15 protein-coding genes are annotated in these 23,102 nt (G+C 69.7%); 7 read left to right on the forward strand and 8 right to left on the reverse strand.

The window, feature by feature from the left end; translation table 11 throughout:
• Nucleotides 1-58 precede the first annotated feature (58 nt).
• Both AC07WC_RS08820 and AC07WC_RS08825 read right to left on the reverse strand, forming a co-directional pair.
• The gene (locus AC07WC_RS08820; protein WP_495209666.1) at nucleotides 59-808 is read right to left on the reverse strand and encodes an MlaE family lipid ABC transporter permease subunit; all 750 of its coding nucleotides are present in this window, start codon (nucleotides 806-808) and stop codon (nucleotides 59-61) included.
• Complete coding sequence (locus AC07WC_RS08825) at nucleotides 808-1,596, reverse strand: ABC transporter ATP-binding protein (RefSeq protein WP_495209667.1); 789 nt, start codon at nucleotides 1,594-1,596, stop codon at nucleotides 808-810. Before AC07WC_RS08825 ends, AC07WC_RS08820 begins: the two co-directional genes overlap by 1 nt.
• A gap of 223 nt (nucleotides 1,597-1,819) precedes the next feature.
• Between AC07WC_RS08825 and recC the strand changes: the two genes are divergently transcribed.
• The 3 genes from recC to recD are packed head-to-tail and all read left to right on the forward strand — an operon-like array spanning nucleotide 1,820 to nucleotide 10,697.
• Nucleotides 1,820-5,167, forward strand: coding sequence for an exodeoxyribonuclease V subunit gamma (gene recC, locus AC07WC_RS08830; protein ID WP_495209668.1), 3,348 nt, complete (start codon nucleotides 1,820-1,822; stop codon nucleotides 5,165-5,167).
• Complete coding sequence (recB, locus tag AC07WC_RS08835) at nucleotides 5,164-8,805, forward strand: exodeoxyribonuclease V subunit beta (protein ID WP_495209669.1); 3,642 nt, start codon at nucleotides 5,164-5,166, stop codon at nucleotides 8,803-8,805. Before recC ends, recB begins: the two co-directional genes overlap by 4 nt.
• Complete coding sequence (recD, locus tag AC07WC_RS08840) at nucleotides 8,802-10,697, forward strand: exodeoxyribonuclease V subunit alpha (protein ID WP_495209670.1); 1,896 nt, start codon at nucleotides 8,802-8,804, stop codon at nucleotides 10,695-10,697. The genes recB and recD overlap by 4 nt, the downstream gene beginning before the upstream one ends.
• A gap of 14 nt (nucleotides 10,698-10,711) precedes the next feature.
• On the opposite strand, the gene AC07WC_RS08845 is transcribed toward recD, so the two are convergent.
• From AC07WC_RS08845 to AC07WC_RS08870, 6 genes are all read right to left on the reverse strand, one after another.
• The gene (locus tag AC07WC_RS08845) at nucleotides 10,712-11,107 is read right to left on the reverse strand and encodes a hypothetical protein (protein ID WP_019183988.1); all 396 of its coding nucleotides are present in this window, start codon (nucleotides 11,105-11,107) and stop codon (nucleotides 10,712-10,714) included.
• A gap of 85 nt (nucleotides 11,108-11,192) precedes the next feature.
• Nucleotides 11,193-13,250, reverse strand: coding sequence for an FUSC family protein (locus AC07WC_RS08850; RefSeq protein WP_495209671.1), 2,058 nt, complete (start codon nucleotides 13,248-13,250; stop codon nucleotides 11,193-11,195).
• A 3-nt stretch (nucleotides 13,251-13,253) separates the two neighbouring features.
• Nucleotides 13,254-14,711 carry an efflux transporter outer membrane subunit gene (locus tag AC07WC_RS08855; RefSeq protein ID WP_495209672.1) on the reverse strand — a complete coding sequence of 486 codons (1,458 nt, stop codon included), beginning with the start codon at nucleotides 14,709-14,711 and terminating at the stop codon, nucleotides 13,254-13,256.
• Nucleotides 14,708-15,616 carry an efflux RND transporter periplasmic adaptor subunit gene (locus tag AC07WC_RS08860; RefSeq protein WP_495209673.1) on the reverse strand — a complete coding sequence of 303 codons (909 nt, stop codon included), beginning with the start codon at nucleotides 15,614-15,616 and terminating at the stop codon, nucleotides 14,708-14,710. Before AC07WC_RS08860 ends, AC07WC_RS08855 begins: the two co-directional genes overlap by 4 nt.
• Nucleotides 15,613-15,822 carry a DUF1656 domain-containing protein gene (locus AC07WC_RS08865; protein WP_019183984.1) on the reverse strand — a complete coding sequence of 70 codons (210 nt, stop codon included), beginning with the start codon at nucleotides 15,820-15,822 and terminating at the stop codon, nucleotides 15,613-15,615. The genes AC07WC_RS08860 and AC07WC_RS08865 overlap by 4 nt, the downstream gene beginning before the upstream one ends.
• Before the next feature lie 84 nt (nucleotides 15,823-15,906).
• Complete coding sequence (locus tag AC07WC_RS08870; RefSeq protein ID WP_088435239.1) at nucleotides 15,907-16,362, reverse strand: MarR family winged helix-turn-helix transcriptional regulator; 456 nt, start codon at nucleotides 16,360-16,362, stop codon at nucleotides 15,907-15,909.
• 159 nt (nucleotides 16,363-16,521) lie between these two features.
• Here AC07WC_RS08870 and folE point away from each other — a divergent pair, with 159 nt between their 5' ends.
• The 4 genes from folE (at nucleotide 16,522) to AC07WC_RS08890 (ending at nucleotide 23,079) form a co-directional block, all read left to right on the forward strand.
• Complete coding sequence (gene folE / locus AC07WC_RS08875; protein ID WP_019183982.1) at nucleotides 16,522-17,124, forward strand: GTP cyclohydrolase I FolE; 603 nt, start codon at nucleotides 16,522-16,524, stop codon at nucleotides 17,122-17,124.
• Nucleotides 17,125-17,251: 127 nt separating this feature from the next.
• On the forward strand, nucleotides 17,252-18,721 hold the full coding sequence (locus tag AC07WC_RS08880) for a DUF3375 domain-containing protein (RefSeq protein WP_495209674.1): 1,470 nt from the start codon (nucleotides 17,252-17,254) through the stop codon (nucleotides 18,719-18,721).
• Entirely contained in the window at nucleotides 18,708-19,409 is a 702-nt protein-coding gene (locus AC07WC_RS08885; protein ID WP_019183980.1) for a DUF4194 domain-containing protein, read from the forward strand. Before AC07WC_RS08880 ends, AC07WC_RS08885 begins: the two co-directional genes overlap by 14 nt.
• A gap of 46 nt (nucleotides 19,410-19,455) precedes the next feature.
• On the forward strand, nucleotides 19,456-23,079 hold the full coding sequence (locus AC07WC_RS08890; RefSeq protein ID WP_495209675.1) for an ATP-binding protein: 3,624 nt from the start codon (nucleotides 19,456-19,458) through the stop codon (nucleotides 23,077-23,079).
• Nucleotides 23,080-23,102: the final 23 nt, after the last annotated feature.

The raw sequence follows: 23,102 nt of genomic DNA on the forward strand, positions 1-23,102 counted from the left end.
GGTGTCCGGGCGGGAAGTCTTTGCGTACCGAAGAGGCGTACCGACCAACGGTCGGTACCTACTGGAACATCATTGCCGACAGCACGAAGTTGAAGACCAGCACCAGCAGCGAGGCGTTGACCACCGCACGCGTGGTGGCGACCGAGGTGCCCTCGATGGTGGGTTCGGCATGGAAACCGACATAGGACGCGACCAGGGCAGCGGTACCGCCGAAGATCGCCGACTTGAGCATCGCCACGCCGAAGTCGTCCCAGAAGTCCACGCTGTTGCTCAGCGCCGACCAGAACACCCCGTTGTCCAGGCCGAGCACATGCACGGCCTCGAAGTAGCTGGCACTGATCGCCAGCGAGCAGAAGATGCCGGTCAGCAGCGGCACCGTCAGCACCGCGGCCCAGAAGCGCGGGGCCACGACCTTGGCGACCGGGTCGATCGCCATCAGTTCCAGTGCCTTGATCTGGTCGGTGGCCCGCATCAGGCCCAGTTCGGCGGCGATCGAGCTGCCGGCGCGGCCGATGAACAGCAGCGCGGTCAGCACCGGGGCCAGTTCGCGGTACAGCGACAGGCCGAGCAGGGTGGACAACGCATCGGCGGCGCCGAAGGTGGTCAGCGTGCGATAGCCCTGCAGGGTCAGCACCAGGCCGACGAACGCACCGCCCACGGCGATGATCGGCAGCGAACGCGCACCGATCTTGTAGATCTCGCGGGTCAGCTCGGACAGGAAATCGGCGGTCGGCAGCGAGCCGCGCAGCACCGTCAGCGAGAACAGGCCGGCGCGACCGAGCGAGCGGGTGGCATCAACGAACGGCATCAGGCAACCCTCGCACGGGGGGCGGCATCGAAGGGGATCGGGCCGTCCGGCTCACCATGCAGGAACTGCCGCAGCAGCGGGTCCTGGCTGGATTCGAGCGCGGCCGGGCTGCCCTGGAACACGATGCCGCCATTGGCGATCGCGATCACCTGGTCGCAGATCGGCAGGGTCTCGTGCACATGGTGGCTGACGATGATGCTGGTCAGCCCCAGGCTGTGGTTGAGGCGCTGGATCAGGCTCATGATCACGCCCGAGGCGATCGGGTCCAGCCCGGTCAGCGGCTCGTCGTAGATCATCAGCGGCGGGTCCAGCGCCAGCGCGCGGGCCAGCGCGACACGGCGTGCCATGCCGCCGGACAGCTCGCGTGGCCAGGCATCGGCGGCGGCCAGCAGGCCCACCGCGTGCAGCTTCATCTGCACCAGGCGGCGCAGCACCGCGGTCGGCAGCCGGGTGTGGGTGCGCAGCGGCAGCGCCACGTTCTCGGCCACGGTCAGGTCGGTCAGCAGGCCATTGCCCTGCAGCAGCACGCCCACGCTCTTGCGCATCTCCAACAGCGCGCGTGCGCCGGTCGGAATCGGCTGGCCGAACAGGGTGACGTTGCCGGCGACCGGGCGCAGCTCGCCGGTCAGTGCGGCCAGCAGCGTGGACTTGCCACTGCCCGACGGGCCGAGCACGGCGGTGATGCTGCCGCGCGGAACGGTCAGCGAAACGTCGCGCAGGATCGTACGCCCGCCGCGGTCAATGCGGACGTTGGACAACTGCACCAGACTCTCTTCGGAAACCGTCATGGGCGCCATTAACAAAATTCCAACGTTGTAAGATCGTGGTGAACGGCTGAACATAACCGAACTGGACCGTGCAGTATTGTCGCACGGGTGGGTGAGGGCGGCGCCGGGGCGGCCATGCCGTCAGTTGCAACACAGCGTGTCGGGCCGGTGCCGGCCAGCGCCTTTTCCTTTTCCAGACAGCCGCAGCGCTGCGTTCGCGCGCCGGCTGCGGCACACTCCTGCGATGACCGACGCTGCTTCAGACTTCCGCCTGTACCACTCCAATTCGCTCGATGTGCTGGCTGCGCTGCTGGCCACGACGTTGCGCACGCCGGTGCCGGGCCAATCGATCCTGGTGCCGGAGGTGGTGCTGATCCCGCAGGTCGCGATGCGCCGCTGGCTGCAGTCGACCCTGGCGGCCGAGTATGGCATTGCCGCCAACCTGGAGTTCCTCACGCCGGGTGAGCTGGTCGCCCGCGCCCTCAATGCCAACGTGCCCGGCGAACAGGGCGATCTCAACGCCGAGGGCCTGCGCTGGCAGTTGTACGCCGCCCTGCGCGACTCGGCGTTGATGGCGCAGCCGCCGATGGCCGCTCTGCAGGCGTACCTGTCCTCGGCCGATCCGCTCAAGCCGTGGGCGCTGGCGGCCGAGCTGGCCTCGGTCTTCGAAAAGTACCAGGCTTGGCGCCGCGATTGGCTGCTGCGCTGGGAGGCGGGCGCGGCCCCCAACGACCCACAGGCGATCCTGTGGCGGCGCATCGCCGGGGGCAAGCAGTACCGTGCGCGCCGCATCGATGCCTATCTGGCCCGCTTCGAGGGCGCCGGGCAGCCGCTGCCGCAGGGCCTGCCGGCGCGCGTGTTCGCCTTCGCCACGCTCAACATCTCCCCGGACGTGCTGCGGGTGATGGCGACCCAGGCGCGGGTCGGCACGATGCATTTCTATCTGCCCACACCGACCCAGGCCTACTGGGGTGATCTGCAGACCCTGGGCGAAAAGCTGCGCAGCGGCGCGCCCGATCCGTTCGGGGAGGCCGCGGGCGAGAACCGCCTGCTGCAGGCCTGGGGCGCGGCGGGTCGCGATTTCATGGCGGTGCTGGGCAGCTACGAGGTCGTGCACCCTTCGGGCGAGATCGCCGCATACGATGACCCCGAAGAGGATGCACGGCCGGACATGGCCGAGGGCGGCTTGTCCGACAGCCTGCTGCACCGCCTGCAGCGCGATCTGTTCCACCGCCGCGGGCAGCCGGCCGGTGAGCTGCGCGACGGTCTGCGCTACGACGATCCCAGCCTGCAGGTGCATGCCTGCCACACCCGCCTGCGCGAACTGCAGGTGCTGCATGACCAGCTGCGCGGCCTGCTGCAGGACCCGCGCTTCGATCCGCCGCTGCAGGCGCGCGACATCGCGGTGCTGGCACCGGACATCGATCCCTACGTGCCATACCTGGAAGCGGTGTTCGGCGGCCGCAGCGGGGGTGACGACCACATTCCGTACGCGCTGGCCGACACCAGTCCGCTGGCCGGCGAGCCGCTGGCCGACGTGTTCGTGCACCTGCTCGGGTTGCCGGTCTCGCGCTTCGGCTTGAACGAAGTGCTCGACCTGCTCGCCAGCGCACCGTTGGCCGAAGCCGCTGGGCTCGATGCGGCGGCGTTCGACCGCCTGCACGACTGGCTGCAGGCGGCCGGCGCGCGCTGGGGCCTGGATGCGGCCCACCGCGGCCAGCACCAGGCGCCGGTCGACGATGCCTTTACCTGGCAGTTCGCGCTCGATCGCCTGCTGCTGGGTCACGCCAGCGGCAGCGACGGCGACATCGCCGGGGTCGCGCCATGGCCGGAGCTGGAAGGCAGTGCGCTGGATGCGCTGGATCGCCTGCTTGGCCTGTTGCGGGTGCTGGCGCGCTACCAGAAGGCGTTGGGCGAAGTGATGTCCCCCGGCGAGTGGCGGAAGCGCCTGCTGGCCCTGCTTGATGCCCTGCTGCCGGAACCACCGCAGGCCGCCAACAGCCAGCGCGCGCTGGAGCGCCTGCGCAAACTGATCAACGAGTTCGCCCGCGATGCCGATACCGCCGGCTTCCAGGGCGACGTGCCGCCGGAGGTGTTGCGCGCCCATTTCGCCGGCGTGCTTGCCCAGGCCGATACGCGTGCACCGCTGTTGACCGGCGGCGTCAGCTTCGGGCGGATGGTGCCGATGCGCCTGCTGCCGTTCCGGGTGATCTGCGTGCTTGGCTTGAACGATGGCGACTTCCCGCGCCGCGACCCGGCCGCCGGGCTCAACCAGCTCACCGCCGAACTGGGCACTGACAAGCGCCGGCATGGCGACCGCTCGCTGCGCGAGGATGACCGCTTCCTGTTCCTGCAGCTGTTCGCCTCGGCCCAGGACGTGTTCTACCTGAGTTACCTGGGCGCTGATCCGCGCGACGGCAGCGTGCGCGAGCCCTCGGTGCTGGTCAGCGAGCTGATCGATGCCGCGGCCGAGTACCACCTGGATCCCCCGGCGGCAGCGCGCAGGATGATCGTGCGGCATTCGCTGCAGCCGTTCGCTCCGGCCGCGTTCGGCGGGGGCGAGGAGCCGCGGCGTTTCAGCTACCGCCGGCAATGGCACCCGGCCGCCGGCTCGCTCGGCGGCGCACGTCGCGCGCTGGCGCCGTGGTTCGCCACGCCGCTGCCGCCGATGGACAGCGGTGCTGCCGAGCCCGAGCTGAGCGTGGATGCACTGCGCCGCTTCCTCACCGATCCGGCCAGCCAGTTCCTCTCGCAACGGCTCGGTCTGCGCCTGCCCGATGACGTGGACAACGCCGACGACGTCGAGCCGCTGGTGATGGCCGTGCGCGGCGGTGACACCGTGCTGCTGCAGCAGGCGGTGATCGAGGCGACCCTCGGCGAGGACGCCACGCCGCTTTACCCGCGGCTGCGTGCGCGGTCGCTGCTGCCCTCCGGCGTCCTGGGCGAACGGCAGTTCGCGCTGCTGCAGGCACAGACCGAGCCCTACGCCCAGGCCTTGGCCCAGTGGCAGGCCGGTACCGCGGCCGACAGCCGCCGCTACGAGGTGGATATCGACGGGCTGCGCCTGCACGGCCGCGTGGACGGAGTGCATCCGCACGGCCTGGTCCGCCTGCGCCCGGGCCCGCTCAATGGCCGCGCCGCGATCCGCCAGGGCCTGGACTGGCTGCTGGCCAATGCCGCCGGCGATGCAGTGCCGCTGGTGCAGTTCCACGACGCAGGCGATGACGGACTTGGCCCGCACACGCTGCCGCCGCTGGACGCCGCGCGCGCACAGCAGGTGCTGCGTCGCCTGCTGCAGTTGCGCGCCGAAGGCCTGCGCGCGCCATTGCTGTACGGTCCGTCCACCGGCTGGGTGCTGTACACCGCGGCCGAAGCCAAGCGCGAAGCCGAGGGCCGCGCCAAATGGCACGGCAGCGACCGCACCTGGGGCGAGTCCACCGGTGCCGGCTACCAGCTCGCCCTGCGCGGCCACGATCCCTTTGCCAGTGCCGACAGTTACCGGCACTTGCTGCACAACAGCTTTGTGGTGTTCACCGCGGTGCGCGAAGGCCGGGTGTTCCCGGGCTTCGACGAGGAAGGAGCCCTGAGATGACCGACCAGCATCTGCTCGACGATCCCTACCTGGCGCTGCCGCTGGAGGGTGTGCGCCTGATCGAGGCCAGCGCCGGCACCGGCAAGACCTTCACCCTGGCCACGCTGTTCACCCGGCTGGTGGTGGAGAAGGGTTGGCGCATCGGCCAGATCCTGGCTGTCACCTTCACCGACGCCGCGACGCAGGAACTGCGCAAGCGCATCCGCGAGCGTCTGGCCTTGGCCGCGCAACTGGTGGAGCGCGCGCCGAGCGAACAGGACGGCCCGGAGGTTGCGTTGACCCGGGTGATCCTGCACCGCCAGCTCGCCCTGGGCGAAGAAACACCCGCCGCGCTGGCACGCCGGCTGCAGACCGCCGCCGACGAGATCGACCTCGCCTCGATCTTCACCATCCACGGCTTCTGCACCCGCGTACTGCGCGAACATGCGCTGGAGAGCGGGCACACCTTCGATCCGCCGACCCTGCTGCCAAGCGAGCGCGAGCTGCACGAGGCGCTTGCCGCCGACCTGTGGCGCGTGCACGCCAACGACCCGGCCACGGTCGATGCGCTGACCTGGTTGTGGTCCTCACCCGAGGCGCTCGCAGGCGATCTGTCCACGCTGATCAAGCCGTTGCCGCTGCTGCCAGCGCGGCCCACGCACAGCTTTGACGATCCTGCGCCGCACCTGCGGCTCACCGCGGCGGCGTTGGCGGAGGCGATCCAGACCCACGCCGAAGACGCGCAGGCGCAGATCGCCGTGGCCTTCGACCGCAAGGTCTTCGACGGCCGCCGCGCGAAACGACCGAGCTTCGACAAGGCCTTCGGTGAGCTGTTGGCCGGACGTAGCGCACAGCATTGGCCGCGCGGCGACAAGAGCCACCTGGGCAAGCTGCTGCCGGTGCAGCTGCTGGCCTTCTGCAAGGAAGGGATGGACGGTCAATGCCCGGCCTCGCCACTGTTCGATGCCCTGCAGAGCTGGTGGCATGCCGCCGATGCGCGCGAGCAGTGGCTGCGCCAGCAGGCCACCGCGTTCCTGCATGATCTGCGCGACGAAGCGCGTGCGCGGTTGGCCGAGCTGAAGCGGATCGGCCGCGTGCAGACCTACGATGACCTGATCGATGGCGTTGCCGATGCCCTCGACGGCCCGCACCGCGCCACCCTGGTGCAGCAGCTGCGCGCGCAGTATTCGATCGCGCTGGTGGACGAATTCCAGGATACCGATGATCGCCAGTGGGGCATCTTCCAGCGCGTGTTCGGCGATTCGGAGGAGACCCGCGCGGCAGGGCTGGCACCGGCGCTGTTCCTGATCGGCGACCCCAAGCAGGCGATCTACGGTTTCCGCGGCGGCGATATCCACACTTACCTCAAGGCCAAGCGCCAGGCCGACGCAGCGCCCGCGCTGGACCGCAACTTCCGTTCGCGTCCGGCGGTGCTGCACGCGATCGAAGCGCTGTACGCCAACGCCGGTGAGCGCGCCTTCCTCGAAGCCGACATCGCCTTCGAACCGGTACACCCCGGCAGCACCCGCGTGGATGCGGATTTCCTGCGCGACGGTATCCCGGCACCTGGCCTGACCGTGCGCGTGCTGCACAACACCGAGGGCGGCGACCTCAAGGCCGATCCTTCGCGGCAGCAGGCCAGTGATGCCTGTGTGGCCGCGATCCACCAGATCCTCAGCGAAGCCCGGCAAGGGCGCGCGCTGCTGCGCGACGTGCCGGTGCAACCCGGCGACATCGCGGTGCTGGTGCGCTCGCACAAGGAGGCCACGCGCATCCAGCAGGCGCTCGGCGCGGTAGGCATTCCCGCCGTCGCCGCGGGCAAGCAGAGCCTGTACGCCACGCCCGAAGCGCACGACCTGCGCCTGCTGTTGCTGGCGCTGCTGCAGCCGGCCGATGAAGGACGGCTGCGCGCCGCGCTGTCGACCGTGCTGCTCGGCGAAGACGCCGGGGCGATCGATGCGCTGGAGCGCGAAGGGGATGCGCAGCGCTCCTTCCAGGTGCGGCTGCTCGAATGGCGTGAGCGCTGGCAGCGCGGCGGCCCGTTCGCAGTGATCGCCGATCTCTGCGCCGAACATGCCGAGCGCCTGCTGGGCCTGCTGGATGGCGAGCGCCGCCTGACCAACTACCTGCAGCTGGGCGAACTGCTGCAGCAGGCGGCCGGGCAGACGCTGGGCATGCACGGCCTGCTCGACTGGCTGCAGGTGCAGATGGCGCATGCCGACCAGAACGACGAGCAGCAGCTGCTGCGCCTGGAATCGGATGCGCGCCGCGTGCAGATCATCACCCTGCACAAGAGCAAGGGGCTGGAGTATCCGCTGGTGTTCCTGCCGTTCGTCGGCATCGGTGGCGGCGCGCCCAACACCGAGGCCCACTGCACGGTGTACGCCAACGGCCGTCGCGAGCTGCACTGGAAACTGGACAAGGACGACAGCTGGAATGCGGCCAGCACGCGCAGCACGCAGGAACAGGACGCCGAAGATGCGCGCCTGCTCTACGTCGGGCTGACCCGCGCCGAGCATGCGCTGTGGATCGCCGCCGGTGATCTGGCGGGGCTGGCGAAGACCCGCCTGGCACCGATGCTGTCGAACCTGGAGGCGCTGCGTGACCACCCGGACATCGCCGTGATCGACGGTCCGGTGGACGCCCGCCCGGCGCAGCTCGTGTTCGAGCGGGACGGCGAACTGCCGCCGGTCCGCGCGCTGACCCGCCGCGTGCCGCACGACTGGTGGGTGTACAGCTTCACCCAGCTGGCGCACGCCGATGCGGGCCACGACACCGACGCCGCCGCCACCGAAGTGCCGGCCCCTGCGGCCGACGAACCGGCCGGCGTGGACCTCAGCCTGGAAGCAGAACAACCGGCCGTGGCCAGCGAAGAGAGCGACCCGCGCTTCATGGGCAGCCGCTTCGGCAATGTGCTGCACGATGCGCTGGAAAACACCGACTTCGCGCAGTGGGGCGGCTGGCAGGCCGGCGAGACCGCACCCGGCGAGGAAGCCGAGATCCTGCGTGCCTCGCTGCGCGCGGAAGGCTATCCCGAGGAAGACCTGGACGATGGCGTGGCCACGTTGACCGGGCTGGTCGGCCAGACCCTGACCGTGCCCTTGCCGGAAGGCGGCGCACTGCACGACCTGCCCGCCGATGCACGCCGTGCCGAGATCGAATTCCACTTCGCGATGCAGCCGACCGCGGTTCCAGCGCTGCTGAGCCTGCTGCACGCGCACGGGCTGGTGCGTGACCGCCATGGTTTCGGCACCCGCCGGCGGCTGGAGGGCCTGATGACCGGCAAGATCGATCTCACCTACGTGCGTGCGGACCGCTGGTACGTGCTCGATTACAAATCCAATCGCCTGCCCGGCTACGACGCGGCCCGGCTGGCCAGCGCCATGCAGCACAGCGAATACGACCTGCAGGCGCTGATCTACACCGTCGCGTTGCACCGCTGGCTGCGCTTCCGGCTGGGCGCGCAGTACGACTATGCGCGCGACATGGGCGGTATCCGCTATCTGTTCTGCCGCGGCCTGGATGCTGGCCGCGACGACAGCCCGGGTCTGTATGCGCATCGCTTCGATCCGGCCCTGGTCGATGCGCTGGATGCCCTGTTCGCCGGCGGCGAGCACGCCCAGGCACGCATGGCCGCGCGCGCACGGGGGGAGGCATGAGCCTGCTCACCACGCTGTACCGTGGCAACGTCCTGCGCACGCTCGACCATGCCCTGGCGCAGAGCCTGCGCCGGCTGCGCCCTGACACGCCCGATGCGGTGCTGGTCGGGGCCGCCCTGGCCTCGCTGGCGGTCTCGGACGGGCACGCCGGTCTGGATCCGACCCAGCCGCAGCGCCTGACCGAGGCCGATGTCGACTGGCCCTCAGCCGACGCGTGGCTGGCGCAGCTGCAGGCGTCGCCGTGGGTGGAGGTGCCCGGCGCAGAGGACGTGGTCGCTGGCGATGCACCGCTGGTGCTGGAGAACGGCCTGCTATATCTGCGTCGCTACCGCGAATACGAACGTCGGCTGGCGCACGGCCTGCAGCGCATCGCCACGCATCCGCTGCCCGAAGCCGATCCCGGTACCCTGGCCACGCTGTTCGGCCAGCTGTTCCCGCAGGCCCGCGACGGGATCGATCATCAGGCCCGCGCCGCGGCCGTCGCCCTGCGCCATCCGCTGGTGCTGGTGACGGGCGGCCCCGGCACCGGCAAGACCACCACCATCGCCCGGCTGCTGGTGCTGCTTGCCGCACAGGCGGTGCAGGCCGACCAGTCACTGCCACGGGTCGCGCTGGCCGCGCCCACTGGGCGCGCCGCCGAACGCATGGCCGAGAGCCTGCGCCTGGCCGTGCAGCGGCTGCGCCTGGTCGGCATCGCACCGGCGCTGTGCGATGCGATGCCGAGTACCGGCACCACCCTGCATCGCCTGCTCGGGGTGATCCCGGATTCACCACGCTTCCGCCATCACGCCGACAACCCGCTGCCGTATGACGTGGTGGTGGTGGACGAAGCCTCGATGATCGATCTGCCGTTGATGACCAAGCTGGTCGAGGCGGTCGCCGATGGCACCCGGCTGGTGCTGCTCGGCGATCCGGACCAGCTGCCCTCGGTGGAAGCGGGCGATGTGCTCAGTGCCATCCTGCGCGCCAGTGGCGACGGTCTGGGCACCCAGGCCGACGATGCCCAGGCCCTGCGCGTGCTGCTTGCTGCCGATGCGTTGCAACCGCTGGCACCGCCACGCCGCTTCGCTGGCCGGCGCGTGCAGCTGCAGCGGGGGTACCGGCAGACCGACGCGCTCGACCTGGCGCCGCTGGCGCACGCCGTGCGCGACGGCAACAGTGCCACTGCGCTTGCCCTGCTACGCGTCGGCACCCTGGCCGGCGTGCAGTTCCACGAGGACCAGAGCGATCCGCTGCAGCATCATCGCGAGCAGCTGCTCGGGCATTGGCGTGGCCTTGGCGAAGCCGCTGATCCCGGTCAGGCGCTGGCCAATGCCAGCCGCATCCGCCTGCTCACCGCCGTGCGCGAAGGCCCGCAGGGTGCGCGTGGACTCAATGCGCGTATCGAAGCGCTGCTGGCCGGCGTGCCACGGCCGGGCATGGCGCCGGGCTATTTCCACGGCCGGTTGCTGCTGATCACCGAGAACAGCTACCGGCACCGCCTGTTCAACGGCGACATCGGCATCTGCCTGATCGATCGCCACGGCAGCGTGACCGCGTGGTTCCCCGGCGAAACGCCGGATCAGCCACGTGGCTTCCACCCGGGTGCATTGCCGGCGCACGAAAGCGCGTTCGCCATGACCGTGCACAAGGCGCAGGGATCGGAGTTCGACGAGGTCTGGCTGCAGCTGCCGCGACGCGACAATCGCGTGCTGTCGCGCGAGCTGATCTATACGGGCATGACCCGCGCGCGGCAGGCGCTGCATGTGCTGGGCAGTGCGGAGGTGCTGGAGGCCGCATTGGCGCGGCACGCCAGCCGCCTGTCGGGCCTGGCCGCACGCCTGCAGGGCACCCAAGGGAACGCAGTGGCCGACGCCGTCGTGACGGCGCCGGCCCAGGGGCAGTTGTTCTAGCCCCGTGTCCGGTCTTACTCCGGAATCACCACGGTGCCATCGGGGAACACGATGGCGCCGTCACCGCTGACATCGAAGAAGCCCAGCTGGTGGGTGTTGGCCAGCACCTGCACCAGGCCGTGCGCGTTCTCGGCCACCTCGTCATCGAACGAGGCGTAGACCACGTGCTGGCCGATGCTGTAGTCGGTCACTTCCGGGCGGTCGTCTTCCTCATCGGACAGCGGACCGTCCATCGGCGGGTAATGCTCGGCGAGCGCGGCGAAGAACGCCTGCAGCGCCGGCACCGACACGGCCGGATCGTCGTAGTCGTGCGTCTCGTTCCACTCGGTCTGCGCGTCGTACCACTGCAGGAAGGCCTCGGCCTCGCGCGGGGCGACGGCGGGGTCGAACACCATCAGGTCGTAACTCATCGGAAATCACCTTGATCCATGCGCAAATGCATGCGTCAGGATAGCCCTGATCGGCGCGGACCGGCCGGCGCGCGCCGGGGCCGGTTCAGCGCGGCGCCGGCAGGCCCGGTGGTGCCGCGGCGGGGTCGGCGGCGGCGTCGATCACCGGTGCCTCGGGGAACAGCGCATAGCGCAGCCCGATCAACCCCATCAGGGCCTCGTCACGGGCCTTGCCCGCCTCGACGGTCTGCACGCGCTTGAGCGAGGCCTCCAGCCGTGCCTGCAGCCCAGGCGGTGCCGGCAGCGGGCGGCGTTTGGCCACCTGCGCGCGGTAGTACGCGGCGACGTCGTCCAGGATGGCCTCGATCGCGGCCACGCTGGCCGGCGGCAGGCCGTGCCGGGAGCGGCGCAGCTGCAGGATGTTCAGGCCGATGCGCGCCTCGGTGAGCATGTCCACCGAGGCGATGTCGCTGCCTTCCGGAGTGGCCGCCAGGCGCGGTGCGAGCAGGCCGAGCAGATCGAGCATGCGCGCGGCGAACTGCTGGCGGTCCTGCTGGCCACGGCCCTCGGCCGCATCGGCCAGCGTGGTCCAGCCCTGCCGCACCAGCCGCCGCGCGGTCCACTCGGCACCCACCGAGCGGAACAGCCGGGTCATCACCACCGCAAAGCCGATGCCGATGAACATCGCCACGGCCGAGTTGATGAAGCTCTGGATGTTGGCGCTGTAGGTGTTCTGTACGTTCAGCAGCGCCACCAGGTTCACCGTCAGCGGCAGGCCGATCAACGCGGTCTTGGGCCGGTGCAGCAGCAGGCCCAGCGGCAGGAAGATCACCGCCAGCACCAGGGCCAGGCTGCCGAAGTCGTGCACCGCCGGGAAGATCCCGAACAGATACACGCCGGCCACCAGGCTGGCGACGATGGCCCAGAGCAGGAAGGACAGCATGCTCGGCGCGGGATCATCCTGCGCGGCGAAGAACGCAGCGGCCACCGCGGCCATCATCGCCCCGTTGCCACCGCCTTCCCAGCCCAGCCCGATCCACAGCACGCAGTACGCCATCAGCGCCACGCCGGCACTGGCGGCGGAGAACAGCGCCATGCCGTAGTCCACATGCCGCACGTGATCCACGCGCTGGGTACGCACGCGGTAGTGCGCGGTAGCGCTGGGCGCGGTGCCGGCATCGATGGCGGCATGCAGGGTGGTGCAGTCCTGCCAGAGGTCGACCAGCTCTTCCAGGCGTAGCAGCAGGGTCACCAGCAGCAGATGATCCAGCTCGCCATCCACCGCCGGCTTGAGCGCGACGATGCGCGCGCGCAGCGTCGCATAGGTGCCGGCACTGGACCGACCGGGCTTTTCCAGCCACTGCGCCAGATCGGCGATCAAGGGTTCCAGCCCCGGCGGCAGCGCGCGGCCGCCCGCGCGCAGCGCACCCAACCGGTCCGCGATCGAAGACAGCACCGGCAGCATCAGCAGCATGCGCTCGCGCAGCCGCTCCATCGAGACCGCCGCACCGGCATGGCGCGGGTCGTCGCGACGCATGAACTCGATCAGCGCTTCGAACTGGACCAGATCGGCGGCCAGGCGGTTGCGCGGGCCGTGCGCGTGGCCGCGCGAGAGGATCTGCCGGCACCAATCGGCGGCATCGCCCATCCAGCTGCCGATCCGCGAGCGCAGCATCGGCCGTACCGAGGCGGGGAAGAACAGCGAGGCGAACAGCACCGCCACCACCGTGCCGAGGATGATCTCCTCGCTGCGTGCGACCACCGTGTCGAAGATGGTGTCCGGCGAGGTCACCGCCGGGAAGCCGATGAAGGCGGTGGTGTAGCCGGCCAGCAGGAAGGCATAACCGCGGGGGCCACGGTTGAGCAGGGCGATGAACAGGCAGGTGGACAGCCACAGCGACATCGCCGCGCTCAGCAGCAGCGGGGTTTCCACCAGGTGCGGCAGCATCCACAGCGTGGCCGCGCCGGCGATCAGCGTGCCGAGGATGCGGTAGGCGCCCTTGGCACGGGTCGGGCCCAGCATCGGCTGGGTCACGATGTAGACCGTGGCCATCGCCCAGTACGGGCGCGAGAGATTGCCGGCCAGCCCGATGTACAGCGCTGCCAGCGCCGCCAGGAAGGTCTTGACCGAGAACAACCAGGCCTGTCTGTCCAGCAGCAGCATGGCTTACCTCGCGGCCGTGCCGGTGGCGACGGCGTCGGCGTTCCAGCCACCGCCGAGCACCAGGAACAACTGGATCTGGTCGCGCGAGACCTGCGCCTGGGCTTCGGCCAGCGTTGCATCGGCGCTGGCCAGGCTGCGGTCCGCGTCCAGGCTGGCCAGATAAGGCGTGCGCCCGCCCTGGTAAAGGCGGCGGTTCTGGCTGGCGGCCAGGTCGGCCTGCTGCTGCGCCTGCTGCAGGAACTGCAGGCGCTGCAGGTCCTGGGCATAGCGGCTGAGTGCGGTCTGGGTTTCGCGCAGGGCCTGCAGCACGCTGTGGTCGAACTCGGCCAGCGCGGCATCGGCACCGGCTTCGGTGGCATGGATGCGCGCGTGCGTACCGGAGGAGGGCAGGGTCCAGGAGATCAGCGGGCCGATCGACCACTGCTGGGTCAGCGGCGTGCCGAAATCTTCCAGCAGGCCGGCCGCGCCGACCGAGGCGCCGAGGCGGATGTCCGGGTAGAGCTCGGCGGTGGCCACGCCGATCCGCGCGGTGGCGGCGGCCAGTTTGCGCTCGGCCTGGCGGATGTCGGGGCGGCGCTGCAGCAGCGCGCGGCCATCGCCGATCGGCAATGCCTGCGCCAGGGTCGGGGCCTGGCTGCACTCGCTCACGCCGTCGGGCAGCTGGCCCGGGGTGCGGCCGAGCAGGGCCGCCAGCTGGTATTCGGAGGCCTGGCGGTGCGCGCGCAGCGGCGGCAACGCGGCCTGCAGCATCGCCACCTGGGCGTTGGCGCGGGCCAGCTCCGGCGGGGTGCCGCGGCCAGCCGTGATCAAGCGCTGGGTGACCTCGCGGCTGCGCTGCTGCAGCTGCAGCGAGTGCTCGGCCACATGCAGTTCGTGGTTGGCGTGGCAGATGTCGACATAGCTGCCGGCCACCTGCGCGACCAGCGATACGCGCGCCAGGTCCATCGCGGCGGCGGTGGCCTGCTCGTCGGCATGCGCGGCTTCGGAGGCGCGCTTGAGCTTGCCGAACAGATCGAACTGGTAGGACACCGCGAACTTGCCGTCGGCCAGGTTGATCGGCGGCAGTTCGTGTTCAAGCAGGAATGATTCGGCCGACAGCTGCGCGCGGCTCACCCCGGCCTCGGCCTCGTATTCGAACCCCCCGGCATCCAGCGCCTGCTCGTACACGGCGGCGGCGCGGCGCAGGTTGGCATCGGCCACCTTGAGTTCCACGTTGTCGCGCAGCGCCTGCTGCACCAGCGCGTTGAGGGTGTCGTCCTGGTACAGCTCCCACCAGCGTGCCGGCAGCTCGGCGCCGGCGGCGACCTGCGGGTTGCCGGTGTCCAGGAACGCGGCATTCGCCTCCGGTCGCTGGAAGGCGGACCCGGCCGGCACCGCGTAGTCCGGCCCGACGGTGCGGCACGCAGCCAGCGTGGTCAGCGCCAGCCCCAGCGCGATGCGGTGCAGCGCCGGGCGGTTCACAGCGCCGTCCGTGCCGGTTGCGCCGGCGTGGCCGGGGCGGTGTCCGGCTGGATGGTGACGGTGGCGGTACGCCCGGCGATCAGGTTGACCCCGGCCGGCACGCGGTCGATATGGATGCGCACCGGGATGCGCTGGGCCAGCCGCACCCAGTCGAAGGCCGGGGTCACGTTCGGCAGCAGGCTGCTGCCCTCGCTGCGGTACCGGTCTTCGATGCCGGCGGCGATGCTCTGTACATGCCCCTGCAGCGGCTGCGCTTCGCCCATCAGGCGGATATCGACCTTCTGGCCGGCATGCACGCCCTGCAGGCGGGTCTCTTCGAAGTAGCCATCCACGCGGAACGAGCCGGTATCGAGGACGGCCATCACCGGGCGCCCGGCGGTCACGTAGTCACCGGCACGCACGGTGCGGTCGTTGACGTGGCCATCGCTGGGGCTGCGCACTTCAGTGCGGGCCAGGTTGAGCTTGGCCAGGTCGACGGCGGCCTGTGCGGTGGCCATCGAGGCCTGCGCGGCCAGCAGCTTGGCGCGGCGCACTTCGGCGTCCTCGGCGGCGACCAGGTCCTGCAGGCTGCGGTCACGCGCGATCTCGCGGCGCAGCTGGTCCAGCGTGGCACGGCGTTCGCCCAGCGCGGCCTGGGCCTGCTCCAGCGCGATCTCATAGCGCGCCCGGTCGACCACGAACAGCACTTCACCGCGCGTGACCGGCTGGTTGTCGGCGACCTTCACCGCTTCCACCAGCCCGGACACATCCGGCGCCACCTGCACCACGTCAGCGCTGACGTGCGCATCGCGCGTCCATGGCTCGTCCATGTAGTACGCCCACAGGTGGCGCAGCACCAGCACGGCGGCCAGCACGGCCACGACGGTCAACACGACCGGAAATGTCTGCTTGAGGATCTTGTTCACGATTGCATCCAACGCATCAGGGAAAACAACCCGCCGAGCACGATCACGTACACGGCCAGGTTGAACAGGGCGGGGTGCCAGATGTGGCGGTAGGCGCCGGTGCGCTGCAGGACCACGCGCAACCCGCTTTTGAGCAGGTAGGCAAGCAGCATCAACCCGAGCAGGGTCGGGACAAACACACCATAGAGACTGAATTCACCGTACATCGAGGCAAAGGATTCGCAGGGGAGCGGAAAGGGGATCGCCCGGCGTCGAGCGACGACACCGGGCGGTACAACGGGGGAACAGGCTTACGTCACGCGGTCGGCAGCGTCGGCCAGCAGCTGCCACAGCTTCAGCACGGTGCGCAGTTCATCCATGGACAGCTCGCCGAACACGTCCTGGCGCAGCCCGATCAACTGCGTCTCCAGCTCGCTGACCAGGGCCTCGCCCTTGTCGGTCAGCCACAGCAGGTTGGCGCGGCGGTCGCTGGCGTCGCATTCGCGGCGGACCAGGTCGCTGGCGGCCAGCTTGTCCAGCAGGCGCACCAGCGACGGCCCTTCCATGCCCAGCTGGTGGGCCAGCGCCACCTGGCGGATCCCGCCACCGGCGCGCCCGATCATCAACAGCGGCATGGTGCAGGCGGCCGAGATGCCGTAGCTGCCCAGGGCCTGGTCGGCCAGGCGCTGCCACTGCCGCCCTGCATACAGCAGGCCGGAACTGAGCTGCATCTGCAGCTGGGTGCGTTCGTCGAGGGATCGGTTCATCAGAATAGGTAGGATACTACTAATTCGTCTCCTATCAATACCCAGGGCACAACCGCGGCCCAATGAACGCCTGCGCCGGCCCGGCCCGGGTGCCCCGGCGCAGGACGCCCGAGGGGTCTGTCGGGTACGATGCTCGCCCCCCTTCGGGTGCTGTATGTAATGAGCAAGCAAGACAACGACGCCAACCCCGTCACCCAGGCCGAGGCCGAATCGGCGGTGCGCACCCTGCTGCGCTGGGCCGGTGAAGATCCGACCCGTGAAGGCCTGCTGGATACCCCGCGCCGCGTCGCCGAAGCCTATGGCGACTGGTTCAGCGGCTACCGCGACGACCCGCGCGCCTACATGGAGCGGACCTTCGAGGAAGTGGCCGGCTACGATGAACTGATCGTGCTGCGCGACATCGAGTACGAAAGCCACTGCGAACACCACATGGCGCCGATCATCGGCCGCGTGCACGTCGGCTACCTGCCGGCCGGCAAGGTGGTGGGCATCAGCAAGCTGGCCCGCGTGGTCGAGGCGTACGCGCGCCGCTTCCAGGTCCAGGAAAAGATGACCGCGCAGATCGCCCAGTGCATCCAGGACGTCCTGCAGCCGGTCGGCGTGGGCGTGGTGGTGGAAGGTGCGCACGAGTGCATGACCACCCGCGGCATCCACAAGCGCGGCGTCAGCATGGTCACCTCCAAGATGCTGGGCAGCTTCCGCGAGGACGCGCGCACCCGCGCCGAGTTCCTGCGTTTCATCGAAGTGGGCGGCAAGCGCTGATTCTCCGCGCCGTCGCGCGCGGCCGGCAGGTGCTGGGCTCCGGCCCGGCCCTGCGGGCGCGTGCGCGTCCCGTTTCCCTCCCGGCCGCCGCGACCCGCGCGGCCCGTCTTCCCGTATCCGGTCTCGAATGAAGCATCGCGAGCGCATTACCCGTTACCGCCACCTGCGCGAACAGTCGCAGTGGAAGCTGCTGGCGGCCGATCACGCGCCGGAGATCATCGGCCTGCTGCAGAGCCTGCTGATGCAGGACGAGCGCACCCTGTCCACCGCGGTGCTGCACGAACGCCTGCAGCGCGCGCTGGACGATCTCAAGGCCGATGAGCTTTCGCGCGAGCTGCCGCGCACCGCGCAGGCCTACATCGCCCACTGGCTGGCCCAGGGCTGGCTGGAACGCCGCCTGCCTGAAGGCGCCGACCAGGAGCAGTACGAACTGTCCACCCAGGCCGCGCAGGCGATCCGTTTCGCCGACAGCCTGGAGCAGGCGCGCGCTGCCGCCACCGAGAGCCGGCTGGCACTGGTGATCGAGCAGCTCTCGCAGCTGGCCGCGCTGACCGAATCCAACCCGGATGCGCGCCTGTCCGCGCTGCGCGACGAGCGCGACCGCATCGATGCCGAGATCGCCCGCGTCAGCGGCGGCAAGGTGTCTTCGCTGGATGGCAAGCGCGCGCTGGAACGGACCCGTCAGATCATCGGCCTGGCCGACGAACTGACTGAAGATTTCCGTCGCGTGCGTGACGACTTCGAACGTCTCAACCGCGAATTCCGCGAACGCATCATCGATGACGAAGGCGAGCGCGGCGACGTGCTGTCCAAGCTGTTCGAAGGCGTGGACGTGATCGGCGACAGCGACGCCGGGCGCAGCTTCGACGCGTTCTGGCGCCTGCTCAACGATGCCGAACAGAGCGCCCAGCTCGACGCCGCGCTGGAGACCGTGCTCGCCCGTGGCTTCGCCCGCAAGCTGGACCGCACCGAACGCACCTTCCTGCGCGGCTTCACCACCACCATGCTGGAGCGCGGCAGCCAGGTCCACGATGTGCTGCAGCACTTCGCGCGCAGCCTGCGTGGCTTCGTGCAGAGCCGCGGCTACCTGGAACAGCGCCGTCTCAACCAGCTGCTCAAGCAGGCCCAGGGCGAGGCGCTTGGCCTGCGCGACCATATCCCGGCCCAGCGCAGCATCGGCCGCGACCTGCAGCTGACCACCAGCCGCCTGCGCTCGCTGTCGCAATGGAAACTGCACGACCCGCGCCAGGCGCAGGTCGATGGCAGCGTCCAGCGCAACGACACCGCTGCGATCTCGCTGGAGAGCGTCGGCGATCTCGTCGCCGCTTCGGAAATCGACTTCCGCACCCTGCGCCGCGACCTGCACGATCTGCTCGGCGAGCAGCCGCGACTGTCGATTGCGCAGGTGCTCGACCACCGCGAGGCCCCTCAGGGGCTTGGCAGCATCATCGGTTACCTCTCCCTCGGCACCCGCCATGGCGAGGTCGCCATCGATCAACAGGAGATCGCGCAATGGCGCGGCGGCGATGGCCACTGGCGTCGCGCCCGCATTCCGCTGATCTGGTTCACCCAGGAGAAACGCCATGAGCTGGCATGAACAATCCACCGACACCCCGATCGACGGCGGCGCCGACGAGCACGACGACGAACCGGTCGTGGTGACGCCGGTCCTGCGGCGCAGCAATGACGTCTTCTACATGGGCGACACCGGCCGGCTGCCGCTGGATGGTCGCCGCGCGCTGTGCCAGCTGCTGATCGGCCCGAGCATCGACCAGCTGCGGCACGCCAAGCTGTGGCCGGCGCTGATCCGCAGTGAAGCGGCGATCCGCTCGGCGCTCTCGGACCTGTTCCTGGAGCTGGTGCTGGACCGCGAGAGCGGGGTGGCCTTCACCCGCCAGGCCGATACCGAAGATATCGATGCGCCGGTGCTGCTGCGCACCTCGCCGCTGACCTTCATCGACTCGGTGCTGCTGCTGCACCTGCGCCAGCAGCTGGCCGAAGCCGATGCGCGCGGCGTGCGCGCGGTGGTCGAAGATGGCGAGCTGGCCGAAGCACTGGCCGTGTACGAGCGCCATCTGTCCACCGACCGCGCCGGCTTCAACCGCCGCGTCGCCAGTGCCGTGCAGAAGATGAAGGACAACCACATCCTCACCCGCCTCGGCGGTGACGATGCGCGCCATGAAGTCTCGCCGGCACTGAAACTGATGTTCTCCGCCGAAGATGTCGCCGCCCTGGCCCAGGTGTACCGCCGCCTGCGCGAAGCGCCGGCCGACCTCGACGCCTGAGCGCGCGCCCGCGCGCCGCTGCCCTGCCTGGATTGCTAGCCCTGCCATGACCGTCCACATTCCCGCACCCGCCCTGTTCCCCGGCGACCAGCCCGACCCGCGCGCGCAGCAGTTCCGCATGCGCCGCCTGCAGGTCCACAACTGGGGCACCTTCTCCGGCCTCACCGAAGTGCCGATCGCCGAACGCGGCTTCCTGTTCGTTGGCCGCTCCGGCTCGGGCAAGTCGACCCTGCTCGATGCGATGTCCGCGCTGCTGGTGCCGCCGGCCATGGTCGATTTCAACGCCGCCGCGCGTGAAGCCGAACGCAGCGGCCGCGACCGCAACCTGGTTTCCTACGTGCGTGGCGCCTGGGCCGACCAGCAGGACAGCGGCACCGGCGAGATCGCCACCCAGTACCTGCGCAAGGGCGCCACCTGGACCGCGCTGGTGCTGGAATACCGCAGCAATGACGGCCGCATCGTCAGCCTGGTGCGCCTGTTCTGGATCGCCGGCAACGGCGCGGCCGCGGCCGATGTGCGCAAGCACTACATGGTCGCCGAGCGCAGTTTCGACATCGCGCGCGACCTCGGCGGCTTCGACCTTGACCTGCGCAGGCTCAAGCAGCGCCTGGGCGATGTGCATCACTTCGACAGCTTCGCCAGCTATGCCGAACGGTTCCGCCACGTGCTCGGGATCGAGAACGAGATGGCGCTGCGCCTGCTGCACAAGACCCAGTCGGCGAAGAACCTCGGCGATCTGAACGTGTTCCTGCGCGACTTCATGCTGGATGCGCCGCGCACCTTCGATGCGGCCGAGCGCCTGGTCGACGATTTCGCCGAACTCGATGGGGCCCACCAGGCCGTGGTCACCGCGCGCCGCCAGGTCGAAACCCTGCTGCCGGCACGCGGCCACTACGCCGATCTGCAGGCACTGCGCCGCCAGCGCGAGGACCTGGACGAGATGAAGCTGGGCATCGACGGCGTGCGTGAGCAGCGCCGCCTGGCCCTGCTGGAAGCCCGCCTGCTGGAACTGGATACCCGCGACCGCGGTCTGTCCGGTGAAGAAGGCCAGCGCCGCAGCGCGCTGGAGAATCATGAAAGCCACCTCGCCGAGCTGGAGGCGCAGCGTCGCCAGCAGGGCGGCGAGCGCATCGAAGAGCTGGAGCGCGAACAGGGCCGTGTGGCCCAGGAACGCGACCGCCGCCTGGCCAAGCGCAGCCAGGCCAACCACGCCAGCCGCGAGCTCGGCGAAACCCTGGCCGAGACCGCGCACGGCTTCGCCGAACAACTGGCCCGCGCGCAGGCGCGCCTGGACGATGGCCAGCGGGCCGCGGCCGAACTGGACGAAGCCATCGCCGAGCGCATGGGCGGCAAGCGCGATGACGAACGCCGCTTCGCCGAGGTCCGCTCGGAACTGGAAGCGCTCAAGCGCACCCCGTCCAGTATCCCCGCGCCGATGCAGCAGCTGCGCGCGCGCCTGAGCAGCGATACCGGCATTCCCGAGGCGGCGCTGCCGTTCGTCGGCGAGCTGCTGCAGGTCCGCGACGAAGACGCCGCGTGGCAGGGCGCCATCGAACGCGTGCTGCACGGCTTCGCCCAGTCGCTGCTGGTCGATGAGCGCCACCATGCCCAGGTCTCGGAGTGGATCAACCAGACCCACCTGGGTACCCGCCTGGTCTACTACCGTGTGCGCCGCAACGACGATGCGCTGCATGGCCGTGAACCGGGCGCCCGTTCGCTGCTGCACAAGCTGGTGCTGCGCGAGCACGGCTACGCCGCCTGGCTGCGCCGCGAGCTGGGCAAGCGCTTCGACTACGAATGCGTGGATGCGCGCCACCTGCGCGATACCGATCGCGGCATCACCAAGGAAGGCCAGGTCAAGCACCCGGGCGAGCGCTTCGAGAAGGACGATCGGCACAACATCAGCGACCGTCGCCGTTGGCTGCTCGGCTTCAACAACCGCGACAAACTGGACCTGTACGAGCGCGAAGCCATCGAACTGGCGCAGCGCATCGCCGCCTGCGACAGCGACGTGGCCGGCCTGCGTGCGCAGCGCGAACAGGACGGCAAGGCCCGCCTGGCCTGCCATCAGCTGTGCACGCTGGGCTGGGACGAGATCGATGTCGCCGCACCGTTGCAGCGTCTGGACGACATCGCCCAGGCCCTGCACGACCTGCGCGAAGGCAATGCCGACCTGCGCAAGCTGGGCGAACAGATCGAAAAGACCCGCGCCGATGTGGCCCAGGCCAAGCGCACCTACGAAGACGTGCGCGTGGAGCGCGGCCAGCTCGGCCGCGAACACGAACGCCTGGAGCGGTTGCACGAGCAATGCGTGCCGCTGGCCAAGCGTGTGGTGACGCCCCTGCAGCAACAGGGCCTGGGCGAGCGCCTGAATGCCCTTGGCGTGCTCAGTCTGGAAAACCTGGAAGCCCACTTCCGGCAGATCAGCAACACCCTCAACGAGCAGCTCGGCGGTTCCCAGGCCGAGCACAACCGGTTGGAGAACCTGCTGCTCGGCTGCTTCCGCCGTTACTGCCAGGCCTGGCCGGAAGACAGCGGCGACTTCACCGTCAGCCTGTCCAGCGCGGAGGATTTCCTGGCCCGCCTGCAGCGGCTGGAGAACGATGGCCTGCCGCAGCACGAGGCACGCTTCTTCGATCTGCTGCAGAGCCAGAGCAAGAACAACCTGCTCGCCTTGCAGCGGCACACCGCCGAGGCGCGCAAGTCGATCGCCCAGCGTCTGGACGAGGTCAATGCTTCGCTGGAGCAGGTGCCGTTCAACCGCGGCACCCTGTTGACCATCGAACTGACCGACCGTCGCCTGCCCGAGGTACTGGATTTCCACCAGCGCCTGCGCGACGTGCTGTCCCAGCAGCAGACCGAGCAGCGCGAACTGGCCGAAGCGCAGTTCGCGGTGCTGCGTGAGCTGGTCGCCAAGCTCGGCTCGCAGGAAGGCGAGGACAAGCGCTGGCGCGAGCTGGTACTGGACGTGCGCCTGCATGTGGAGTTCGTCGGCGTCGAGCTTGATGCGGCCACCCGCCAGCAGGTCGAGATCTACCGCAGCGGCGCGGGCAAATCCGGCGGCCAGCGCCAGAAGCTGGCCACTACCTGCCTGGCGGCCGCGCTGCGTTACCAGCTCGGTGGCGCCGACGGCCAGCTGCCCAGTTACGCGGCGGTGGTGCTCGATGAAGCCTTCGACAAGGCCGACAACGAGTTCACCGCGCTGGCGATGAACATCTTCGACAACTTCGGGTTCCAGATGGTCGTGGCCACCCCGCTGAAGTCGGTGATGACGCTGGAGCCGTTCATCGGGGGTGCCTGCTTCGTGGAGATCAGCGGTCGACACGATTCCGGCGTGCTGCTGATCGAGTACGACGACGAAGGCAAGCGCCTGAAGCTGCCCGAGCGTGCCCGTGCCGGCGGGGAGGCCGCGGTGGCGCCGGTGACGGCAGCGGCCGTGCTCGCAGCGCCGGACGTGGTCGAGGTGCCCGAAGCGACTGCCGACGCGGTGGTCGCCGAACCGCACGCCGAGCAGCCCGACGCCGCCACAGCGGCGCTGGACGCACCGGTATCGGCCTCGCGCCCGAAGAAGACCGCGGCCAAGGCGCCGGCAAAGAAAGCCGCCAGCAAAGCGGCCAGCAAAGCCTCACCCAAGGCCGCCGCAACGAAGCCGGCCAAGCTCAAGCGCTGAGCAACCGGCGGGTCAGCCCCAGG

The organism is Stenotrophomonas sp. GW821-FHT01H02A (assembly GCF_059422145.1).

What these genes read in the sequence shown, in the direction of transcription:
- AC07WC_RS08870 (WP_088435239.1), bottom strand. Translation starts at nt 16,362, where the DNA reads ATGAACCGATCCCTCGACGAACGCACCCAGCTGCAGATGCAGCTCAGT.
- AC07WC_RS08865 (WP_019183984.1), bottom strand. Translation starts at nt 15,822, where the DNA reads ATGTACGGTGAATTCAGTCTCTATGGTGTGTTTGTCCCGACCCTGCTC.
- AC07WC_RS08820 (WP_495209666.1), bottom strand. Translation starts at nt 808, where the DNA reads ATGCCGTTCGTTGATGCCACCCGCTCGCTCGGTCGCGCCGGCCTGTTC.
- AC07WC_RS08885 (WP_019183980.1), top strand. Translation starts at nt 18,708, where the DNA reads ATGAGCTGGCATGAACAATCCACCGACACCCCGATCGACGGCGGCGCC.
- recB (WP_495209669.1), top strand. Translation starts at nt 5,164, where the DNA reads ATGACCGACCAGCATCTGCTCGACGATCCCTACCTGGCGCTGCCGCTG.
- folE (WP_019183982.1), top strand. Translation starts at nt 16,522, where the DNA reads ATGAGCAAGCAAGACAACGACGCCAACCCCGTCACCCAGGCCGAGGCC.
- AC07WC_RS08880 (WP_495209674.1), top strand. Translation starts at nt 17,252, where the DNA reads ATGAAGCATCGCGAGCGCATTACCCGTTACCGCCACCTGCGCGAACAG.
- AC07WC_RS08850 (WP_495209671.1), bottom strand. Translation starts at nt 13,250, where the DNA reads ATGCTGCTGCTGGACAGACAGGCCTGGTTGTTCTCGGTCAAGACCTTC.
- recC (WP_495209668.1), top strand. Translation starts at nt 1,820, where the DNA reads ATGACCGACGCTGCTTCAGACTTCCGCCTGTACCACTCCAATTCGCTC.
- AC07WC_RS08845 (WP_019183988.1), bottom strand. Translation starts at nt 11,107, where the DNA reads ATGAGTTACGACCTGATGGTGTTCGACCCCGCCGTCGCCCCGCGCGAG.
- AC07WC_RS08890 (WP_495209675.1), top strand. Translation starts at nt 19,456, where the DNA reads ATGACCGTCCACATTCCCGCACCCGCCCTGTTCCCCGGCGACCAGCCC.
- recD (WP_495209670.1), top strand. Translation starts at nt 8,802, where the DNA reads ATGAGCCTGCTCACCACGCTGTACCGTGGCAACGTCCTGCGCACGCTC.
- AC07WC_RS08825 (WP_495209667.1), bottom strand. Translation starts at nt 1,596, where the DNA reads ATGACGGTTTCCGAAGAGAGTCTGGTGCAGTTGTCCAACGTCCGCATT.